The organism is Streptomyces sp. NPDC015532 (genome assembly GCF_043078065.1).
Taxonomy (GTDB): domain Bacteria; phylum Actinomycetota; class Actinomycetes; order Streptomycetales; family Streptomycetaceae; genus Streptomyces.
This window is the reverse complement of the sequence record NZ_JBIBSY010000002.1, coordinates 705,529-724,761: the sequence shown is the minus strand read 5'-3', so window position 1 is coordinate 724,761 and position 19,233 is coordinate 705,529. Positions and strand designations below refer to the sequence as shown.

The following is a 19,233-nucleotide window of genomic DNA, read 5'->3' as shown; positions in this document are numbered from 1 at the left end:
TCGACAGACAGGATGGCACCCCCGCACCGGATTGCACCCCTCCGTGTTCACGACCGTCCGCCATGAGACACGGAGAAGGCGTACAGCGGGCGAACGACGCGCGTACGACGGGCGCGTACAGGACGCCGTGACGACGACGTACGAGGCCTCGAAGGCTCGCCGGGAACCCCGGCACGGGAGGCCACTTCCGGCGTGGCAGAGTGTGCGTGTGCCCACCACTGATTCCCCCCGTGCCACCGATGTCTCCCGCGCCGTGAACGCGTCCGATGCCGCCCCCGGTGAGCCCGGGCGGCTCATCGATCTGCGCAGCGACACCGTCACCCGCCCCGGCGAGGCGATGCGCCGGGCGATGGCCGAGGCCGAGGTCGGTGACGACGTCTTCGGTGACGATCCCACCGTCAACGCGCTCCAGGAGCGGATCGCCGGGCTGCTCGGATTCGAGTCCGCGCTGTTCGTCTCCTCGGGGACACAGAGCAACCTGTGCGCCCTGCTGACCCATTGTGGCCGCGGGGACGAGTACATCGCCGGGCAGATGGCCCACATGTACCGGTGGGAGGGCGGTGGCGCCGCCGTGCTCGGAGGCATTCAGCCCCAGCCGCTGCCGCACCGGGCGGACGGGACGCTGGACCCGCTGGACATCGCGGCGGCCGTCAAACCGGACGACGCGCACTTCGCGCGCACGCGGTTGCTCTGCCTGGAGAACACCATCGGTGGCCGAGTCGTGTCGATGGACTACCTGAAGACAGCCACGCATGTGGCCCGCGACCACGGACTCGCCACGCACCTGGACGGGGCACGGCTGTTCAACGCCGCGGTGGCCGGTGGCGGCGATCCGTACGAGCAGGCGCGGCTGATCGCCGGGCACTTCGACAGCGTGTCGGTCTGCTTCAGCAAGGGCCTGGGGGCGCCGGTCGGCTCGGCGCTCGTGGGTTCACGGGAGTTCGTGGCCGAGGCGCGGCGCTGGCGCAAGGTCCTGGGCGGCGGCATGCGGCAGGCCGGCGTCCTGGCCGCCGCGGCCCTTCACGCGCTCGACCACCAGGTGTCGCGCCTCGCCGACGACCACGCGCACGCCGCGCTGTTCGCCGAGAGCCTGAAGGACGTGCCGGGCCTGACGATGGAACCCAGCGGGACCAACATGGTCTTCGCGCGTTCCGCCCCCGGTCTTGAGACCGACGAGGTGCGCGACCGGCTGGCGCGCCGTGGGCTGCTGTGCGCGGGATATCCGGGCCAGTTGCGCTTCGTGTTCCACCTGGACGTGACGCGCGCCGACACCGAACGCGCGGTGCGGATCGTGCGCGAGACCTTGGCCGAGACGGCAACAGGCTGATCCCGTAGGTCTGTTGGCCAGCGCGTCCCGGGGGAAAGGCCGAAGCCGGTCCTCGGAACGCGCGCGCCCGGCCGGGGTCAGTCCACCGGCCAGGTGTGGACCGGTGCGTTGAGGTGCATGTAGTCGATGTACTGCCGGGTCATGCGGCGCAGGGCCTCGTGACGGCCGCAGTGGTCCGACGCTTCGAAGCGGTGCAGCATCTCCTTCTGCCAGACGGCTCCGTTGCGCGCGGTGACGCACCGCTGCTCGATGATGCCGAGCAGCGGCTCCCGCCAGGCCGCGTCCATGCCCGAGCGCTCCAGGCCCCGGTGCGCCAGCGGCAGCAGTCGCCGCAGGACGAGTTCGGGAACCGGCACCTCACCCACTCCCGGCCAGTACAGCCGGGCGTCGATGCCGTGCCGGGCCGCGGCGTGCAGGTTGTCCTCGGCGGCCGAGAAGGACATCCGTGACCACACCGGCCGGTCCTCCTCCACCAGGGCGCGGGTCAGACCGTAGTAGAAGGCGCCGTTGGCGAGGGTGTCGGCGACCGTCGGGCCCGCGGGCAGCACGCGGTTCTCCACGCGCAGGTGCGGTCGGCCCTCCGCGACGGCGTAGACCGGACGGTTCCACCGGTAGATCGTCCCGTTGTGCAGGGTGAGTTCGGACAGCTCCGGCGTGTCCCCGCGCTCCAGCGTCTGCGTGGGGTCCTGGTCCTCGCACAGGGGCAGCAGCGCGGGAAAGTAGCGCAGGTTCTCCTCGAAGAGATCGAAGACGCTGGTGATCCACCGCTCCCCGAACCAGACCCGGGGCCGGACGCCCTGCGCCTTGATCTCCTGAGGGCGGGTGTCCGTCGCCTGCTCGAACAGCGGGATACGGGTCTCGTGCGCCAGCTCCTTGCCGAACAGGAAGGGCGAGTTGGCCGCCAGCGCGACCTGGACTCCGGCGATCGCCTGCGCCGCGTTCCAGTAGTCGGCGAACTCCTCAGGTGAGACCTGGAGATGGAACTGCGTGCTCGTGCACGCGGCCTCCGGCGTGATGGTGTCCGCGTAGGTCCGCAGCCGGTCGATACCGTCCACCTCGATGAGCAGATCCTCGCCGCGAGCCGCGAAGACCTGCTCGTTGATCAGCTGATAGCGGGCGTTCTCCGACAGCGCGTCCGGTCCGACGTCCGTCTCCCGCAGGGTGGGCAGGATGCCGATCATGATCAGATGGACGCCGATCGTCCGGGCGCGCTCGTCCGCGTGGTTCAGGGCGGCGCGGATCTCCTCCTCCCAGGCGTCCGGGCCGCCCGCGATCAGCCGCCGGGGCGGAACGTTGATCTCCAGGTTGAACCGGCCCAGCTCGGTGTCCCAGGCGGGGTCCGCGATGGCCGCCAGCACGTCGGCGTTCCGCATCGTCGGCTCGCCCTCGGTGTCGGTCAGGTTCAGCTCGATCTCCAGGCCCACCCGGGGCCGCTCCACGTCGAAGCGTGACTCCCGCAGCATCTGCGCGAAGGCGTCGAGACACTCCTGCATCTTGATCCGGTACCGGCGACGGTCCTCGCGGGTGAAGACCTGTGCCGGAACGTCGCGTCCCATCGGCCCTCCCGGGTGCCCCACGGATACCTTTTCCCTCCAGCGTCGCACCATGGGGCGGGTCTGACCATGCGGGACGCCCCTCCCCGCCGGGCCGGAGCCGAGGACGGCGGTCACACGCGGTGGCCGTTGCGCTTCGGAAGGTGCCGAAGCCGTGGTGGCGGGTCCGCTCCGGACGGTTCTCGGTCAGAGGGTGATGACGACCTTCGAGCGCGCGTGCTCCCCTTCGAGGTACCGGATGGCCTCGGGAGCTTCGCTCAGGGAGTAGGTGCGGTCGATGACAGGGGTGAGTTTCCCGGAGTCGGCGAGGTCCCTCAGGGCCGCCAGGTTCTCCCTGCTCGGTGTCGCCGTGAGGACGTGCAGCCGGTGCCGGGCGAAGCGAGACATCACCTGCCCCCTGATGAGGAGACCCATCGGCCCGATGACGCTCCCGCCGTCGAACACGCCCCCACCGGAGAGAACGATCGTCCCCGTGGGCTTCAGTGCGCGACGGAACCCGGCCAGCGTGTGGTTCCCCACCAGGTCGAAGACGACGTCGTACCGCCGTCCCTTGCGGGTGAAGTCCTCCTGGGCGTAGTCGATGAGGTGATCCGCGCCCAGTGACCGGACCAGTTCGCCGTTCCTCGCACTGCACACGCCCGTCACTTCCGCGCCGAACGCCTTGGCGATCTGCACCGCGAAGGTGCCCACACCGCCGGACGCGCCATTGATCAGTACCTCCTGCCCTGGCCGCACCTGCGCCAGGTCCCGCAGGCCCATCAGCGCGGTGTTCCCCGCCAGCGGCAACGCGGCCGCCTGCTCGAACGACAGGGCGGCCGGTTTCGGCTCCACCACGTTGTCCGATGCGCACACGAACTCGGCGAACGCGCTCTCGGTCTCGCCGAACACCTCGTCGCCGGGACGGAACCGGGTCACGGCTCTGCCCACCGCTTTCACCCGGCCCGCGAAGTCCGTACCCCTGATCCTCGTCTTCGGACCGCTCACCCCGAGCGCCAGGCGCGCCAGGTACGGGTCACCCCGCATGAGGTGCCAGTCGCGGGCGTTGACCGAGGCCGCGTGGACGCGAACCAGTACCTCCCCGTCGGCGACGGCCGGCGTGTCGACGTCTCTGAGCTCCAAGACGTCGGGTGAGCCGTACCGGTCCTGGGCGATCGCCTTCATCGGGCCTCCGTGGCGCACGAGTTCGGTGCGGGATGGAACGGCTGACCGGATGTTCAGCGCCACTCACGATGGTAGGCAAGCGACCGCGGCGCCGGTACCGGGGCGAATCCCTAGGTGACGCGCGGAGGCCGGCGGCGCGTCACGTCGGTGCCGCGCCGCCGCGCACGGCGGGCCGGCCGGGCCCCACCCCTGAACGAGCGTCCGGCAGACGCTGCGGGCCCGGCGCGTCCCGGCCCTGAGCCGGGCCGGACGAGCCGGACCGCTGTCGCGAGCCGCGGTTTCCCGGGTGTACGGGTCAGCCGCCCTGGCCGGCGCTTCCGATCGGGCCGACCTGCACCGGGGCGCCGGAGCCGTCCGTGGAGGGCAGGGTGGGGCCGCCCGGCCGGACGAGGGTGACCGTCTTCGTCTCGTTCGGCGGGGTCACCAGCAGGCCGGTGACGCGGACGCCGGAGCCGCCCGACTCGTTGAGCGGGCAGGTGATGCCGAAGGCTGTCGACTGCCCGCTCTTGAGGACGGTCCGCCCGCCCGGGCACGGCCCCGGTGCCGCCCGGAGGTCGTGCCGGGGGAGCGCGACCACGGCACGTACGGACGTCCGGTCCGGGACCTCGGAGGGAAACCGGTGATCCCCGCCGAGGTTCCGAACGCTCCTACTCCTGCTCCGACAGGACCGGGGGCAGCGGTTCCCGGGCTGTGTGCCAGGCAGGGGGAAGAGCGGCGACTCCCGTGCGAGCGGCGATCACCCCGCCCGCGATGGCGCAGGTGGTGTCGATGTCACCGCGCCCGGCGACCGTGAACCACAGGCCCTCGTGCAGGTCGTCGAGGTGTCCGGCCGCGCACCACAGGGCGTAGGGCACGGTGTCGGGCCCGGACATCCTGTAGCCGGAGCCCAGGACCTCCGCGGCGTGCCGAACCGAGGTGCGTTCCGGCATCCGGGCCGCGATCCGCACCCCCGACCGGACGTCGCTGTCGGGGAGTCGTGCGGCGACTGCCTGGAGGAAGTCCGGTCGTGCCGGAGCGATTCCGCCCCGGCTGCGCGTTGCCAGCGCCGCGGCGAGAGCGACCGCCACCGCCGCGGTCACCGCCTCCGGATGGTGGTGCGAGACCGCGCCCTGGCGGGCGGCCTCCTCGGCGGCCGTGTCGAGGTCGGCGGCGTGCCAGGCGCCGAGCGGGGCGGCGCGCATGGCCGCGCCGTTGCCCCAGGAACCCAGGCCGCCGAACTGTCCGGCGACCACCTCCTGCCAGGGTTCGCCCGCCCCTATCCTGCGGAGCACGTCGTGCATCGAGGCTCCGTAACCGCGGTGCGTGTCCTCGGTGTAGGCGGCCGCGAAGCGCAGAGCGAGGCGGTGCTGGTCGATGGTGCCGCCGCCCTCGGCGAGTTCGCGGACGAGGACGAGGGCCTGGGCCGTGTCGTCACTCCACCGCCACAGCGGCTCCGGGGGCAGCGTCCGGGCTTCGAGGGCCGCGGGACCGTTCCGCCGCAGGATGCCGAACCAACGGTCACCGAAGGCGTCACCGAAGGCAAGGCCGTTCAGCGAGTCCATCGCGGCGGCAGGCACGTTGATCATCGGAGCAGTATCACAGCGCCCCGGCACTCCGGCACGCCGTTTTCGGCCCGCACGCGCTTCTGGTTCGGGCATGGTGCCGGGCGAGCACGGCTACCACCGTGGCAGGGACCGCCGCCTGACCGGGGACCCGGAGCCCGCTGAACATCCGCCGGGCCGGGGTCGTTCCTCTTTCTCCTCAGTCAACTGCGAACCCTCCGGTGGCGGGGGCCGTGCAGACGGTCACATAGGTCTCCTCGCCCGCCGCCAGACCCGCTTCGCAAGTACGCCAACACCTCCGACGGGCGCGGTCACTCCGCTCTGTGGACCTTCACCTCGAACGGCGCCGGCTTCAACAACCCCGTCAAGGTCTGGCACTCGGGCACCGGTTCCTGGACCTGGGACCGGACCAAAACCACCTGATCCCCGACGCGAACACCTGACACAACACGCCCGGAACACTGAGCCCCGGGTGGCGGAACACACCGCCACCCGGGGCTCTCCGCGACACCGCTCCCTCGGGAGCGGTGCGGAGGGACCAGGTGGAGGCTGACGCCGTGGCGGACCTGCGGACGTGTCCGGCTGCGCGTCGGCGCGGCGTGTGGCGATCGGCGCAGCGACACCACCCGGGCGGGCGACGGTGCCGTACGAGCGGTTGCGCAGTTCCTACGGTCGACTCCGAAGTCAACGGACCAACGCGAAGGAACGATCTGTGAACCGCACAGTTGCCAGGGCCGCCGCGCTGCTCGCCTCCGCCCTCGTCGCCCTGCCCTGCACCGCCGCAGCCGCGGCCGACAAGGGCGACGGCCCCCTGATCGTGATCACCAACGTGTACCAGCGCGCGGACGGCGACATCTTCAACGTCGGCCACGACAACGTCGTCGGCTCCGGGAACGGGAACGGGGTCCAGACGCCGGGGGTCGGTGCCCCGGGAGCGAACGCGGCCGCGGTGCGCATCATGACCGGAGTCCGCCTGCCGTTCGCCGGGGTGCAGCTCGCCTCGCAGGAGGGCAGCGGCGAATACCCCCGCTCCATCTACCCGAACTACAGCGTCATCGTTCCGATCGACGGCCCCTCCACCGCCGTGTACCGGTCGGAGGGCGGCGCCGGGCAGGTCCGTGTCACGGCGACCGTCGACGCGGACGGCAGGGCCAGGCCGAACTGCGCCGCCGAGGGCAACCTGGACTGCCGTGTCGACTACGACACGCAGGGCCAGTACCTCGTCATCGACGGCCGCTGACACGGGAGGCCGGCGGCGGGGCCGTGTTCTTTACAACACGGTGTACTCCGTGGGCGGCTACCTCCCGCTGCTCGCCTCCGGTGTGTCCGCCGACGCCCTGACCGGCACGTTCGCGGACGAGATGTGGCGCCGCGTGTACGGGCCGGCCGGTATGGCGGGTGCCCGGATCGCGGACGACCCCCGGGGACTGGTCACCGACTTCATGCGCGGCTACGCACCCGACCTCACCGGCGCCGGCCGGCCGCTCGCCTACGGGCCGGTCGGCAGCTACGCCCCGGCCGGCGGCACTCTCGCCTCACTCGACGACATGGCCGCCTACGTCCGCACGCACCTGCGACGGGGTGTCTCCGTGGACGGCCGCCGTGTGGTGTCGGCCAAGAACCTCACCGTGTGCTGGAAGCCGCACATCCCGGTCCCGCTCTCGCCGGAGTTCGACCCGGACGTCACCGCGTCCGGATACGGGATGGGGTGGATCCACAACCGGTTCCGTGACGGTACCTCGCTGATCTGGCACAACGGCGGAATCGACGGCTTCACCTCGTACATCGGGTTCCTGCCCGAACCTCACCCGCGACCTGAACCTCCACCTCGGCCCCCGGACCATGCCGCTCGGCGTCCTGCCCGACGGCAGCCATGTGGTGACCGGCGGACTGCTCGTCGAGAACAAGGTCCTCCTCACGAGGGACGTCGACGACACTCCCCGCATCGAAGTGGTCGGCTTCGAGACGGTCCGCCGTACCGTCGGGGTGGAGAGTCCCCGCACATGACAGAACCGCCCGTGAGGGCATCCCGTCAGTGGTGACCGGTGTCGATGACGCAGAAACGGTTGCCGTCGGGATCGGCGAGCACCACGAAGTCGGCGTCGTCCGGATAGAGATCCCAGTCGACGCGCCGCGCGCCCAGGGACACCAGGCGCTCGACCTCCGCGGCCTGGTCGGCGGCGTCCCCGGCGTACAGATCCAGGTGGATGCGCGGACGCTCCTGCACCGGCGTCTCGCTGAGGCCCAGTGACAGCTGGACTCCGGCGGCCCCGTCGGCCGGTACGAGTACGACCCAGTCGTCCTCCAACGCGTCGCGGGGGACGTAGTCCAGAGCCTCCGTCCAGAACGCGGCCGCGCACGGCACATCCGAGACACCCACGACGACGGAACCGACTTTCAGCATGCGCCGATTCTGCCGGACAAAGGGCGTCGGACGTCCTCGTCCCCGGGATGCCGTCCGGCGCCCGGGTCGGCCGTCCGCGCAGGGGCGCCTTGGGGACCTCCGAGTGGAATCAGCCGTGTGATCATGCCCGTATGACAGCCGGCCGCATCATCTTCCTCAATGGAACGTCCAGTTCAGGAAAGTCGAGCGTCGCCCGCGAGTTGCTCGACGTGCTCGACGACGGTGTCTTCTTCCACCTGGCGGTGGACAGCTTCAACGCGATGCGTACCAAGCGAGCCCTCGAAACGGAGGAACTCGAAAGCGCGCTGCGGCGGACCAGGATGGGCTTCCACCGCTCGATCGCGGCGATGGCCGAGGTCGGCAACGACATCATCGTGGACCATGTGCTCAGCGAGCCATGGCGGTTGCTCGACTGCCTGTCGGTTCTCCGTGCCGAGGACGTGCTGTTCGTAGGCGTCCACTGTCCGTTGGACGAACTCGTACGCCGGGAACAGGCGCGCGGAGACCGCCCGTCGGGCCTGGCCGCGCACCAGTACGACCTCGTCCACCGTCACGGCGACTACGACCTGGAGTGCGACACCAGCACGTCGAGCGCGCGCGAATGCGCTGAGAAGATCAGGGACTTCCTTCCGCTTCGCCCCCGCCCGACCGCCTTCGCCCGCCTCCGCGATCGCTGCACCCCGTGACCTGAGCGAGGCGCGAACGTGACCTCGACTCGGCAGTGTGGTGATCATGCACACGTTACGGCGGGACGGTCGCCCCTTCGGGGAGCCGAGCGGGGAAGCGGGCCTTTTGATCCGCGGGCGCGGAGTCGTCGTGGTCCTCCTGCTCGTGCTGGGCGTCATGAGCGCCGGCCTCTCAGGGTGTTCCTCAGATGGGGGAGCCGACGTGACACTGGTGGCTCCCCCGGTCTTCTACGTCTCCCGGGATCGGCAACGAGGCGAATCCGACCTGCGGGTCCAGGAACGAACCGGCGGAGCGGCGGTCAAACTGAGGATCACCTTCGACGCCGGCGATCTGAAGGACGTCGTCACCGTCAAGCGGGCGCTGGACGCGTGCGTCGTCCACCTGCCCGTCTACCACTGCGACACGCAGGTGGGTCCGACAGACGCAGAGGGCATCCAGGCCTTCCACCTGAGCCCCGCGAAAGGCGCGAAAGCGGGCGACTCCGGGGTGCTGCGCTACCGCGTGACCGCACCCGGCCGGCCGCCTGTCACCGGTCACTCCCTGATCGTCGTCGGCAGACCGGAGCTCCGGGTCGCCCTGCACCCCGATCCGGGCCCCGTGGAACCCGGTGAGAGCCTCGCGGTCCGTCTGACCGTCCGCAATGCCGGTGACGTGCCCGCCCGCGGAGTGGCGCTGCGCATGGAAGGGCAGGACGGCGTCACGCTCACCGACCGGCACCGCAACTGCCGCTATCGAGGCGACACTTCGGCGTGGTGCCGGCTCCTCGCCGACGACGTGACGATTGCGCCCGGTCGGTCGTACGACGTGGACGCCCCCGAACACCTGCGAACCGAGCGGGACGCCACCTATCCGACCGTGAACTTCACCGTTGCCGCCATCGGTACCGACTACGTGCCCCCGGCCGAGGTCGCATCGGGGTACCGGCCGGGCAGCGGGTCTCCGCTGCGTTTCGCCCCCGCGTCCGGGACCGACCCCGCCGCGACAGGTACGGCCGACGACGGCCGCGAGGTGCTCCAGGTGAGCGTGCGCAACCGGAGCGACCTCGCGGCGACCGCCGACACGGCCCGTGGCCCCGTCGGCAGCCTGGCCACGGTACGGATCGGTGTGCGGAACGACGGCCCCGGTGCGCTGCCGGCCACGGCGAAGGTCGTCTTCACGGTCCCGGAGGGCACCACCGTCATGGCGTCGCCGTACAGCTTCGAGCGCGACGAGGAGGTGATCGACCAGGACTGCCGGGCCGTCGCCGCCCATGACGCACCGCTGGCCGAGGCATCCGAGAAGCAGCCGAGTGCCCGACGGTATGTGTGCACCGCTCGCGTCGGGGCGGTGGGGGCCACGACGACCTTCCCCTTCACCCTCCGCATCGACAAGGACGGCGCCGGCCGCGGCGGCCACGTCACGGTCTCGGACGGCGACCCGGGTCGACCCAGCCGTGACACCGAGCCGGCCGATGACACCGCGGACGCCGCCGTGTCGGTATGGCCGGGCCCGGCCTGGGCCACTCCCGGCTTCTACATCGGCACCGCTGTCGTCGTCCCGCTGCTCGCCCTCGCCATGGCCTTGTACGTGCGGCGCCGGAGGTCTTCCCGGTGAGCCCTGAGGGGGGTACGACCGCCGCTCGTCCCGCGCCGCGGTCCGAGCGACGCCCCGACAGACAACGCGCCGTCCCTGCATAGAGTTCGGGCATGCCTTCTTCCCTGCACCTGCAAGAGATCACCCCCGACAACCTTGAGGCCGCCATCGGCCTGAGGGTCCGCCCCGACCAGGAACACGCGGTGGCACCCGTCGTGAAGTCGCTCGCCGAGGCGTACGTTCACCCCGGCATCGCCTGGCCCCGGCTCATCCGCGACGGCGACGAGGCCGTCGGGTTCCTCATGGCCTTCTTCGACATCGACTGGACCGGCGACGGTACCGACCTCCGCTCCGGACTCTGGCGCCTCAACATCGCGGCCGGACGGCAGGGCCGGGGCTACGGACGCTTCGCCGTACAGTCCGTGGCCGCCGAGATCCGGCGCCGGGGAGGCACGCGTCTGACCACCACCTGGCACCCCGGCCCGGACGGCCCCGGAGAGTTCTACCGGACGCTCGGATTCCGGCCCACGGGGGAGACCAGCGGCGACCAGACGGTGGGCACGTTGGAGCTGGACCCGGAATAGCCGGCGGGTGTCCCGGGTTCTGACGATCATGACGACGAACGCACCCCGGCCCGACGTAGTGCGCTACACCGCTTTCTCCAGCACCCCCGACGGCGGAAATCCCGCCGGCGTCGTTCTGGACGCCACCGCCCTCGACGACAGCGACATGCTGGCCATCGCCGCCGAACTCGGGTACTCGGAGTCCGCGTTCCTGACCCCGTCCCCGGAGAGACTCGGAGGCCAGGAGGGACGTACGTACGCCGTCCGCTACTTCAGCCCCAAGGCGGAGGTACCGTTCTGCGGGCATGCCACCGTCGCGGCGGCCCTGGCGCTGGCGGAGCGCATCGGTCCCGGGGAGCTGGTGTTCTCGACGCGCGCCGGCGTCGTGCCGGTGGAGGTGGCCCAGGAGGGCGGGACGATCCGGGCCACGCTCACCAGCGTGGAGCCGCGCATCGAGGAGATCGCCGGCGCCGACCTCACGGAGGCGCTCGCCGCGCTCGACTGGCCGGCCGCCGACCTCGACCCGGCCTTCCCGCCCCGCATCGCGTTCGCCGGTGCCCGCCACCTCGTCCTCGCGGCGGCGACACGCGCTCGCCTCGCGGACCTCGCGTACGACTTCGCGCGCCTCGAAACCCTCATGCACCGCCTGGACCTGACCACGATCCAGCTGGTCTGGCGAGAGGCAGCCACCGTCTTCCACGTCCGCGATCCCTTCCCCGTCGGCGGTGTCGTCGAGGACCCCGCGACCGGTGCCGCGGCCGCCGCGTTCGGTGCGTACGCCCGTGAGTTCGGCCTGGTCCCCGAGGACGCCGTCCTCACCCTGCACCAGGGCGAGGACCTGGGCCGCCCGGGCCGGCTCACCGTGACGCTGCGACCGGGCGACCCCCGCGTCCGCGTCAGCGGCACAGGAACCCGCATCCACTAGCGGCTCCGAGCCGTCCGGCAGTCGTCCGGCTGCACACACGGCTGCGACCGTCAGCCGGACACGTCCCGGCCGGCGGTTGCGGGAGCCCCGGTGTCAGTGCCCGCCGTTACCGTTCGGTCGTACGCGATCTTCGGGGAAGGGCGGCTCGATGGGCGCCAGTGGGTGGGACTACGTCGCTGGGTACGACGGGGACGTCGAGGTGGCTCTGGAGGCCTTGCGGGCCAGGGTGTTTCAGGAGGAGTACGGCGACGGATCGAGCTACCGAAGCATCGAGGACCTGTACGAGGACGAGGAGTTCATGGGGACGGAGGGCACCCATACGATCCTCGACATCGACAGGGTCGTCGCCCCAGATGCCCCGCCGGTTCCGTCCCGTCCCTCTGACTACGGCACCCTCCGCCCACTGGCGGCGAGCCGGGTGGCTCACCACTTCGCTACCGGACGTCCCACGGTCGAGCAGTACGAGAAACTCGTCGCCGCTGCTGCTGAGGCGACGAGCCACGAGCCACGAGGAGCATGCGCGGAGTCTGCTGGGTGAGCGCCGGATGGGGTGGACCGGCTATTACGTCGTCCTCTACTCCGATGAAAGACCCACTCAGCTGGGCATCTTCGGCTCCTCGGGCGACTAGGACTCACCCGGTCGATCACCTGTCCCCATCGTGTTCGGATCGTCCTGTGCTACGCACCACGGTCGCCCGGAGCGTGGAGGTGCGGCCGGGACGGACCCGGCCGCCTGAGGTGGCAGCCGGGTCCATGGCGGCGCGGGGCCGTTCCCGGAACCGCGCGCGGCCTGCGTGACGTGGAGGCGGGGTGCTGGGGCTCGGGGGCCTCAGTGGGCGAGGGCGGCTTCGCTTGATGCCTGGGCGCGCGGGTCGGAGGGGAGGGCGCGAAGGATGTCCTCGACGCTCTGCTTGGCGTCGCCGAAGAGCATGCCGCTGTTCTCGCGGAAGAACAGCGGGTTCTGCACCCCCGCGTAGCCGGAAGCCATGGAGCGCTTGAAGACGACGACCTGCTCCGCCTCCCATACCCGCAGGACCGGCATGCCCGCGATCGGGCTCGTGGGGTCCTCCTCCGCGGCCGGGTTGACGGTGTCGTTGGCGCCGATGACCAGGACGACGGACGTGTCGGCGAGGTCGTCGTTGATCTCGTCCATCTCCAGGACGATGTCGTACGGCACCTTGGCCTCGGCGAGCAGCACGTTCATGTGTCCGGGCAGACGGCCGGCCACGGGGTGGACGCCGAAGCGGACCTCCACGCCGCGCTCGCGCAGCTGACGCGTGAGCTCGGCGACCGGGTGCTGCGCCTGGGCCACGGCCATGCCGTAGCCGGGGGTGATGACGACCGACCGGGCCTGGGTCAGAAGCTCGGCCACCTCACGGGCGTGGATCTCACGGTGCTCGCCCTGTTCCTCGTCCCCGCCGGCGGGAGCCTCGATGCCGAAGCCGCCCGCGATGACCGAGATGAAGGACCGGTTCATCGCCTTGCACATGATGTACGACAGGTAGGCACCCGAGGATCCGACGAGCGCGCCCGTGACGATCAGCAGGTTGTTGTCGAGCAGGAACCCCGCCGCCGCCGCGGCCCAGCCGGAGTAGCTGTTGAGCATCGAGACGACGACGGGCATGTCGCCGCCGCCGATCGAGGCCACCAGATGCCAGCCGAGCGCGAGCGCGAGCACGGTCACGGCGATCATCAGACCGAGGCCGGGGCTGATCGTGAACCAGACCGTCAGCGCCACGAACGCCACCAGCGCCGCGACGTTGAGCGCGTTCTTGCCCGGCAGGACCAGCGGACGGGACTTGGCGCGCCCCGACAGCTTGAGGAAGGCGACGATCGAGCCGGTGAAGGTGACCGCGCCGATGAAGATGCCGATGAACACCTCGGCGTGGTGGATCCCCAGCAGATCGGCCGTGACGTGCCTCTGCGCGGCGCCGTGCGCCTCGACCTCCAGGTAGCTGTTCCACCCGACCAGCACCGCGGCGAGGCCGACGAAGCTGTGCAGCACGGCGATGAGTTCGGGCATCTCGGTCATCTCGACCCGCCGCGCCCGCCAGATGCCGATCGCGGCGCCGAGCACCATCGCGACGACGATCAGCGTGACCGCGCCCGCGGTGATGCTCTGTGCCGCGAGCACGACGGTGGCGACCAGGGCGAGGGCCATGCCGGCGATGCCGTACACGACGCCGGCACGGGAGGTGCGGTGCTGGGACAGTCCCGCCAGGCTGAGGATGAACAGCAGGGCGGCGACCAGGTCCGCAGCGTGGGACGCTGTAGTGGTAGTCATGGCGGCTCAGCCCTTCGAGAACATGGACAGCATGCGGCGGGTGACGGCGAAGCCGCCGAAGATGTTGACACTCGTCAGCAGGATCGCCACGAACGAGAGCGTCGTGACGACCGCGCTCTCGTGCCCGATCTGGAGCAGCGCTCCGATCACCACGATCCCGGAGATCGCGTTGGTGACGGACATCAGCGGCGTGTGCAACGCGTGGTGCACCTTGCCGATCACGTAGTAGCCGATCACCACCGCCAGGGTGAAGACCGTGAAGTTCGCGGCCAGTTGAGCGGGGGCGAAGGCGACGAGGGCGAACATCGCCAGCATGCCCGCGCCGAGCAGGGCGAAGCGGACCGCCGGGGTGAGCCGCGGCTCCTTCGGCTGTGCGGCAGCCGCCACGGGGGCGGGCTGAGGAGCGGCCGGGGCCGAGACGGCCACGGGCGGCGGCGGCCAGGTGATCTCACCCTCGCGCACCACGGTCACCGCCCGCTGGACCACGTCGTCGAAGTCGATGACCAGCCGGCCGTCCTTGCCGGGCGTCAGCAGCTTGATCAGGTTCACCAGGTTGGTGCCGAACAACTGCGAGGCCTGGGTGGGCAGCCGGGACGCCAGATCGGTGTAGCCGATGATCGTCACGTCGTTGTCGGTGACCACGGTGCGGCCGGCGACGGTTCCCGCCACGTTGCCGCCCTGGGAGGCGGCCATGTCGACGATGACGCTGCCGGGCTTCATCGCCGCCACGTCCTCCGCCGTGAGCAGGCGCGGGGCGGGGCGGCCCGGGATCAGCGCGGTCGTGACGACGATGTCCACGTCCTTCGCCTGCCCGTGGTACAGCTCGGCGGCGGCCCGGTCGTAGTCGGCGGAGGTCGCCTTGGCGTAGCCGTCGGTGCTCGCCTCCTGCGCCACGTTCACCGCGAGGTACTCGCCGCCCAACGACTTCACCTGGTCGGCCACTTCGGGCCGTGGATCGGTCGCCCGGACGATCGCGCCGAGACTGGAGGCGGCACCGATGGCGGCCAGACCGGCCACACCGGCCCCGGCGATCAGCACCTTCGCCGGCGGGACCTTGCCCGCGGCCGTCACCTGGCCGGTGAAGAAGCGCCCGAACACGTGCGCCGCCTCGATCACGGCCCGGTAGCCGGCGATGTTGGCCATGGAACTGAGCACGTCCATGGACTGCGCCCGCGAGATCCGCGGTACCGCGTCCAGGGCCAGCACGGTGATGGGCCGGTTCGCGAGTTCCGCGAGCAGGTCCGCCCGCTGGGCCGGACTGATCAGGCCGATCAGGGTCGAGCCGTCGGGCACGCGCGTGATCTCGCCCGTCGACGGGGCGTTGACCTTGAGCACGATGTCCGTCTGCCAGGCGTCGCCGATCCGTGCGCCCGCGTCACCGTAGGCGTCGTCCGTGAAACCCGACGCCGTGCCGGCGTCCGACTCGACGACGACCTCGTAGCCCAGTCCCACCAACTGGCGCACTGTGGCGGGCGTCGCCGCGACACGGGTCTCCCCGGACGTGGACTCGGCCACTACTCCGATGCGCTGAGGCGGGTGATGGGCCGATTCTTCTGCGGGCATGGTGATGTCTCCCTCAGGGGGCGCAGATGTGCAGGCACGAATGGGTGATCAGGGGGAGTCCACGCCCCTTGGACGCAGGAACTTACATGGTGGAGCAGGCTGTTCGGCACAGCGCGCAGCCGTGACTTGTTTCACGCGAGGTCTGTTGCCGACAACACGGGTTGGACACCGTGGTACAGCGTTCCGGACATGTTCCCCACCGTTTCGATGGCTCAGGAGTGGGCATGGCCCGCCCCCTGAGCCCGCTCCCGCTCCCGTTTTCGGCCGCCCCGGTGCGGGCGGCGGAACTCCCGGCACGCGGGCCGGACACGGCCGGACTCCGCCGCATACGGTGTCCGGCAATTGCCGGACACATCAGGACTCCTGGTTCCGCTCCGCAGTCGCGTGTGCGTGAGAGGGGAGGGGCGCCGCGGGCAGGCGTAGTTCGAACAGCGCGCCTCCGGACGGCGCCTCGCCCGCGGTGAGCGTGCCCCCGTGGCGGTGCGCCACGTCGCGGGCGATGGCCAGGCCCAGCCCGGCACCGCCGTCGTCGCGGGCGCGGGCGTCGTCCAGTCGTACGAACCGCTCGAAGATTCGCTCACGTTCGGCGGCCGGCACACCGTTGCCGTCGTCCGCCACGGTGAGCACGATCCGGTCGCCCCGCCTCTCCATCCGCACGACGACCTCGTCGTGCGCGTGCCGCTGGGCGTTGTCCAGAAGGTTGCCGATCACGCGGGCCAACTGACCACGCGAGCCCCTCACGTGAAGTTCCTCGTCGGCATGGACGGACACCGGCGTGCGGTCGGCCGGACGGCGTCCCGCCTCCTCGCGGACCAGTTCACCGAGTCCGACCCGTCCCTGCCCCGGCCGCTCCCCGGCGTCGAGCCGGGCGAGGAGCAGCAGATCGGCCGCGAGGTGCTGCAACCGCTCGGTGTCCTTGACCGCGCCGGGCACATCCAGCAACTGCGGGTGCGCGGAGCCGACTTCGAGCTGGGTGCGCAGCGAGGCGATGGGGCTGCGCAGTTCGTGGGAGGCGTCGGCGACGAAGCGCCGCTGCCGGTCGACGGCGGCCTCCAGCGCGGTCAGCGTCTCGTTGGTGGTGCGGGCCAGCCGGGCCACCTCGTCGTGCGAGGGGGGTTCGGGTACGCGTCGGGACAGGTCCTCGGAGGCGGTGATCGCCGCCATCTCCCGCCGGATGCCCTCCACGGGAGCGAGGGCCCGCCGTGTCACCAGCCAGGTCACGCCGCCGACGACGAGCAGGATCAGCGGGAGTCCCGCCAGCATCGCCACCGCGGCGGTGCGGACGGCGCTCTCGCGGGCCGACAACGAGGCGCCCGCGTGGACCAGCACCGTGCGGCCGCCGAGATCCGTGGCCTTGATGGTGGCGAACCGGTACGGGGCACCGCGCCCGTCGACCACCGCGTGCCCGGAACTCTCCTGGACGGTGTCCCCGATGGCGCCGATGGCCGGGTCGTTCGCCTGGGGCGTCGGGTCCCCGACGGCACCGTGGTCGTCCGAGCCGTGGCCGCCCGACCCACTGTCGTCGGATCCGCTGTCGTCGGAGCCGTGGCCGCCCGATCCGCTGTCGTCCGCGCCGTCGCCGCCGCGGTCCCTGTCCCGGCCGCGGCCGCCGCCATGGTCGTCGGCCGCTTCGGTGCCGAGCTGCGTGGCGGGGGCCGGGGTGGGCGTCGGGGTCGCGGACGGGGACGAAGTCGGGGAGGCAGTGGCGGGGGAGGTGGCGGCCCGCGTCACGCGAACGGCCGTGACGCCGGTGCCGCTGATGCTCTCCAGCCCGTCGCCGACGGCCAGCAGGTGCCCGTTCTCGTCCGTCACCTGCACGGGGATTCCTTCCCGCGCGCCCTCGGGCAGCCGCAGCCGGGCGTCACCTCCGCGCCAGGTGGCGACCCCGAGGGCGATCCTGCGGGCCGTGTCGTTCGCCTCGCTCTGCGCCTGCTCGGTGAGGTTCATGCGCAGGGACATCACCACCGCGATCCCGGCGGCCACCAGCGCGACCGCCACCACGGCCGTGGCCCACAGGACCATCGTCGCCTTCACGGAACCGAACAGCCGCCGCTTCACGAGGCCGCCATCCGGTAGCCGGCGCCGCGCACGGTCTGGATCGCGTCGGTGCCGAGTTTGCGTCGCAGCGTGCTGACGTACACCTCGACGATGTTCGGGTCTCCGTCGTAGGCGAAGTCCCAGACGTGCTCCAGGATCTCGGGCTTGCCGACCACCTGCCCGGCCCGTGTCGCGAGCTGTTCCAGCACGGCGAACTCCTTCGCGGTGAGCGTCACTTCCGTCTCGTCCCGGCACACGCGGCGGGTGGCGGTGTCGACGACGAGCCCCCCGACGCGCAGGACGGGCGAGGCGCCGGCCGTGCCGCTGCGGCGCAGCAGCGCCTTCACCCGCGCCACCAGCACGACGTACGAGAACGGTTTCGTGAGGTAGTCGTCGGCGCCGGTGTCCAGGCCCTCGGCCTCGTCGTACTCGCCGTCCTTGGCCGTGAGCATCAGGATCGGCATGTTGTGGCCCGCCGCGCGCAGGGCCGCGCAGACGCGATAGCCGTTGAGGCCCGGCAGCATGATGTCGAGCAGCACCAGGTCGTGAACGCCTTCCGAGGCCAGGTGGAGTCCTTCGATCCCGTCATGGACGACGTCCACGGCGAAGCCCTCGGCCCGCAGGCCCCTGGCCAGCGAGACCGCGAGCCGCTTCTCGTCCTCCACGATCAACAGGCGCATGTGCCCAGCCTCCCAAAAGGAACCTGAAGGGATCTTCAGGTGGCTTCAGGTGCCCTTCAGCTTTCCCCAGGCACATTGGCGACATCCAACAGGCGTGACACAGATACGACACAGACACAGGCCGGGCAGTTCTCCGGCCGGGGAGGTTCGACATGAAGCGCACCGCTTCCATCGCCACCGTCTTCGTGGCCGCCGTGCTCATCGGCGGCGGTGGGTACTCGGCGCTCGCGACGGGGGGCACCGACCGGCACGGTGGCGGTCCCGAGGACCGGCCGTCCGCCACGGCGTCGCCGACCTCCCTGACGACCGCCCAGGCGGCAGCCGCCGCGCGGAAGGCGTACCCGGGCACCGTCGTCAAGGTCGAACTCGACACCGACCACCCGGGTTTCTGGGAGGTGTACATCGTCGGCGCCGACCACGTCCGCCGCGAAGTACGCGTCGACAGCCGCACGGGCGCCGTCACCCTGGACCGGCGCGGCGGCGACGACCGCCCGGGCGACGACCACGGCGTGCACCCCGGCGGAGACGACGGCCGTAGCCATGACGCGGGGGACGGCCGCGGTCGCGGAACCCGCGCACAGGACGACGCTCCCGGTGACGACCACGATGGCGCCACGGCCCGCGGCGACGACCACGGTGTCCACGTCGGCGGCGACGACCACCTGAACGCGGGGGACGATCACGCCGGTGACGACGGGGGACATGGCCGCGACCGGCACCGCGGCGGTCACGGCGGCCGCGGCGGCGAAGACCACTGACGCACCGTCGCACGGGACGGTCGGCGCGGGACGGACTGCGTGCGCGCGACGCGTCCGGCCCGCCCCGTTTCCTGGGTGACGGAACCGGCGGAGGCCCACGGGCCCCGCCCGACAGCAAGCGGCCCCGCACGGCGCGGACCCCTCCAGATTGGGGAGTGGGTGGGTGCCCAGGACAGAC

General features: G+C 71.4%; 17 protein-coding genes and 2 pseudogenes. 10 read left to right on the top strand and 9 right to left on the bottom strand.

Going from position 1 to position 19,233, the window contains the following annotated elements:
* Positions 1 to 208 precede the first annotated feature (208 nt).
* Positions 209 to 1,327: a low-specificity L-threonine aldolase gene (gene ltaE, locus ACF07B_RS09880; RefSeq protein ID WP_392178490.1), complete on the top strand. Its 1,119-nt coding sequence runs from the start codon at positions 209 to 211 to the stop codon at positions 1,325 to 1,327.
* A 77-nt stretch (positions 1,328 to 1,404) separates the two neighbouring features.
* On the opposite strand, the gene ACF07B_RS09875 is transcribed toward ltaE, so the two are convergent.
* From ACF07B_RS09875 to ACF07B_RS09860, 4 genes and pseudogenes are all read right to left on the bottom strand, one after another.
* Positions 1,405 to 2,883, bottom strand: a complete 1,479-nt coding sequence (locus ACF07B_RS09875) for a glutamate-cysteine ligase family protein (protein WP_392178489.1) — start codon at positions 2,881 to 2,883, stop codon at positions 1,405 to 1,407.
* 183 nt (positions 2,884 to 3,066) lie between these two features.
* On the bottom strand, positions 3,067 to 4,041 hold the full coding sequence (locus ACF07B_RS09870; RefSeq protein ID WP_392178488.1) for an NAD(P)-dependent alcohol dehydrogenase: 975 nt from the start codon (positions 4,039 to 4,041) through the stop codon (positions 3,067 to 3,069).
* Between the two features lie 295 nt (positions 4,042 to 4,336).
* A pseudogene (locus ACF07B_RS09865) lies at positions 4,337 to 4,564 on the bottom strand (DUF4232 domain-containing protein); the annotation flags it as partial.
* A 124-nt stretch (positions 4,565 to 4,688) separates the two neighbouring features.
* Entirely contained in the window at positions 4,689 to 5,606 is a 918-nt protein-coding gene (locus tag ACF07B_RS09860) for an ADP-ribosylglycohydrolase family protein (protein ID WP_392178487.1), read from the bottom strand.
* A 688-nt stretch (positions 5,607 to 6,294) separates the two neighbouring features.
* Here ACF07B_RS09860 and ACF07B_RS09855 point away from each other — a divergent pair.
* The 3 genes and pseudogenes from ACF07B_RS09855 (at position 6,295) to ACF07B_RS09845 (ending at position 7,589) form a co-directional block, all read left to right on the top strand.
* Positions 6,295 to 6,822, top strand: a complete 528-nt coding sequence (locus tag ACF07B_RS09855) for a hypothetical protein (protein WP_392178486.1) — start codon at positions 6,295 to 6,297, stop codon at positions 6,820 to 6,822.
* Positions 6,773 to 7,372, top strand: a pseudogene (locus tag ACF07B_RS09850) (serine hydrolase); the annotation flags it as partial. The gene ACF07B_RS09855 and the pseudogene ACF07B_RS09850, both read left to right, overlap by 50 nt.
* Positions 7,373 to 7,424: 52 nt before the next feature.
* A complete protein-coding gene (locus tag ACF07B_RS09845) occupies positions 7,425 to 7,589 on the top strand; it encodes a hypothetical protein (RefSeq protein ID WP_392178769.1) in 165 nt (54 codons plus the stop codon).
* A 25-nt stretch (positions 7,590 to 7,614) separates the two neighbouring features.
* Here the strand turns inward: ACF07B_RS09845 and ACF07B_RS09840 are convergent, their stop codons facing one another.
* Positions 7,615 to 7,986, bottom strand: coding sequence for a VOC family protein (locus ACF07B_RS09840; RefSeq protein WP_392178485.1), 372 nt, complete (start codon positions 7,984 to 7,986; stop codon positions 7,615 to 7,617).
* Positions 7,987 to 8,117: 131 nt separating this feature from the next.
* Here ACF07B_RS09840 and ACF07B_RS09835 point away from each other — a divergent pair, with 131 nt between their 5' ends.
* The 5 genes from ACF07B_RS09835 to ACF07B_RS09815 all read left to right on the top strand — a co-directional run bounded on the left by ACF07B_RS09835 (position 8,118) and on the right by ACF07B_RS09815 (position 12,271).
* Positions 8,118 to 8,672, top strand: a complete 555-nt coding sequence (locus tag ACF07B_RS09835) for a chloramphenicol phosphotransferase CPT family protein (RefSeq protein ID WP_392178484.1) — start codon at positions 8,118 to 8,120, stop codon at positions 8,670 to 8,672.
* A gap of 202 nt (positions 8,673 to 8,874) precedes the next feature.
* Positions 8,875 to 10,266 carry a hypothetical protein gene (locus ACF07B_RS09830; protein ID WP_392178483.1) on the top strand — a complete coding sequence of 464 codons (1,392 nt, stop codon included), beginning with the start codon at positions 8,875 to 8,877 and terminating at the stop codon, positions 10,264 to 10,266.
* A gap of 92 nt (positions 10,267 to 10,358) precedes the next feature.
* Positions 10,359 to 10,829, top strand: a complete 471-nt coding sequence (locus ACF07B_RS09825) for a GNAT family N-acetyltransferase (RefSeq protein ID WP_392178482.1) — start codon at positions 10,359 to 10,361, stop codon at positions 10,827 to 10,829.
* Positions 10,830 to 10,857: 28 nt separating this feature from the next.
* Entirely contained in the window at positions 10,858 to 11,733 is an 876-nt protein-coding gene (locus ACF07B_RS09820) for a PhzF family phenazine biosynthesis protein (protein WP_392178481.1), read from the top strand.
* Between the two features lie 148 nt (positions 11,734 to 11,881).
* Positions 11,882 to 12,271, top strand: a complete 390-nt coding sequence (locus ACF07B_RS09815) for a hypothetical protein (protein WP_392178480.1) — start codon at positions 11,882 to 11,884, stop codon at positions 12,269 to 12,271.
* Between the two features lie 291 nt (positions 12,272 to 12,562).
* Here the strand turns inward: ACF07B_RS09815 and pntB are convergent, their stop codons facing one another.
* From pntB to ACF07B_RS09795, 4 genes are all read right to left on the bottom strand, one after another.
* On the bottom strand, positions 12,563 to 14,017 hold the full coding sequence (gene pntB, locus ACF07B_RS09810; protein WP_392178479.1) for a Re/Si-specific NAD(P)(+) transhydrogenase subunit beta: 1,455 nt from the start codon (positions 14,015 to 14,017) through the stop codon (positions 12,563 to 12,565).
* 6 nt (positions 14,018 to 14,023) lie between these two features.
* A complete protein-coding gene (locus ACF07B_RS09805; RefSeq protein WP_392178478.1) occupies positions 14,024 to 15,580 on the bottom strand; it encodes a Re/Si-specific NAD(P)(+) transhydrogenase subunit alpha in 1,557 nt (518 codons plus the stop codon).
* A gap of 354 nt (positions 15,581 to 15,934) precedes the next feature.
* Positions 15,935 to 17,602, bottom strand: coding sequence for an ATP-binding protein (locus ACF07B_RS09800; RefSeq protein ID WP_392178754.1), 1,668 nt, complete (start codon positions 17,600 to 17,602; stop codon positions 15,935 to 15,937).
* Positions 17,603 to 17,634: 32 nt separating this feature from the next.
* Positions 17,635 to 18,297: a response regulator transcription factor gene (locus ACF07B_RS09795; protein ID WP_387295607.1), complete on the bottom strand. Its 663-nt coding sequence runs from the start codon at positions 18,295 to 18,297 to the stop codon at positions 17,635 to 17,637.
* 152 nt (positions 18,298 to 18,449) lie between these two features.
* Between ACF07B_RS09795 and ACF07B_RS09790 the strand changes: the two genes are divergently transcribed.
* The gene (locus ACF07B_RS09790) at positions 18,450 to 19,055 is read left to right on the top strand and encodes a PepSY domain-containing protein (RefSeq protein WP_392178477.1); all 606 of its coding nucleotides are present in this window, start codon (positions 18,450 to 18,452) and stop codon (positions 19,053 to 19,055) included.
* Positions 19,056 to 19,233: the final 178 nt, after the last annotated feature.

Excerpts from the sequence above, each read along its gene's own strand:
- ACF07B_RS09875 (WP_392178489.1), bottom strand. The coding sequence starts at position 2,883 with ATGGGACGCGACGTTCCGGCACAGGTCTTCACCCGCGAGGACCGTCGC.
- ACF07B_RS09870 (WP_392178488.1), bottom strand. The coding sequence starts at position 4,041 with ATGAAGGCGATCGCCCAGGACCGGTACGGCTCACCCGACGTCTTGGAG.
- ACF07B_RS09860 (WP_392178487.1), bottom strand. The coding sequence starts at position 5,606 with ATGATCAACGTGCCTGCCGCCGCGATGGACTCGCTGAACGGCCTTGCC.
- ACF07B_RS09845 (WP_392178769.1), top strand. The coding sequence starts at position 7,425 with ATGCCGCTCGGCGTCCTGCCCGACGGCAGCCATGTGGTGACCGGCGGA.
- ACF07B_RS09840 (WP_392178485.1), bottom strand. The coding sequence starts at position 7,986 with ATGCTGAAAGTCGGTTCCGTCGTCGTGGGTGTCTCGGATGTGCCGTGC.
- ACF07B_RS09835 (WP_392178484.1), top strand. The coding sequence starts at position 8,118 with ATGACAGCCGGCCGCATCATCTTCCTCAATGGAACGTCCAGTTCAGGA.
- ACF07B_RS09825 (WP_392178482.1), top strand. The coding sequence starts at position 10,359 with ATGCCTTCTTCCCTGCACCTGCAAGAGATCACCCCCGACAACCTTGAG.
- ACF07B_RS09820 (WP_392178481.1), top strand. The coding sequence starts at position 10,858 with ATGACGACGAACGCACCCCGGCCCGACGTAGTGCGCTACACCGCTTTC.
- ACF07B_RS09815 (WP_392178480.1), top strand. The coding sequence starts at position 11,882 with ATGGGCGCCAGTGGGTGGGACTACGTCGCTGGGTACGACGGGGACGTC.
- pntB (WP_392178479.1), bottom strand. The coding sequence starts at position 14,017 with ATGACTACCACTACAGCGTCCCACGCTGCGGACCTGGTCGCCGCCCTG.
- ACF07B_RS09805 (WP_392178478.1), bottom strand. The coding sequence starts at position 15,580 with ATGCCCGCAGAAGAATCGGCCCATCACCCGCCTCAGCGCATCGGAGTA.
- ACF07B_RS09800 (WP_392178754.1), bottom strand. The coding sequence starts at position 17,602 with ATGGTCCTGTGGGCCACGGCCGTGGTGGCGGTCGCGCTGGTGGCCGCC.
- ACF07B_RS09795 (WP_387295607.1), bottom strand. The coding sequence starts at position 18,297 with ATGCGCCTGTTGATCGTGGAGGACGAGAAGCGGCTCGCGGTCTCGCTG.
- ACF07B_RS09790 (WP_392178477.1), top strand. The coding sequence starts at position 18,450 with ATGAAGCGCACCGCTTCCATCGCCACCGTCTTCGTGGCCGCCGTGCTC.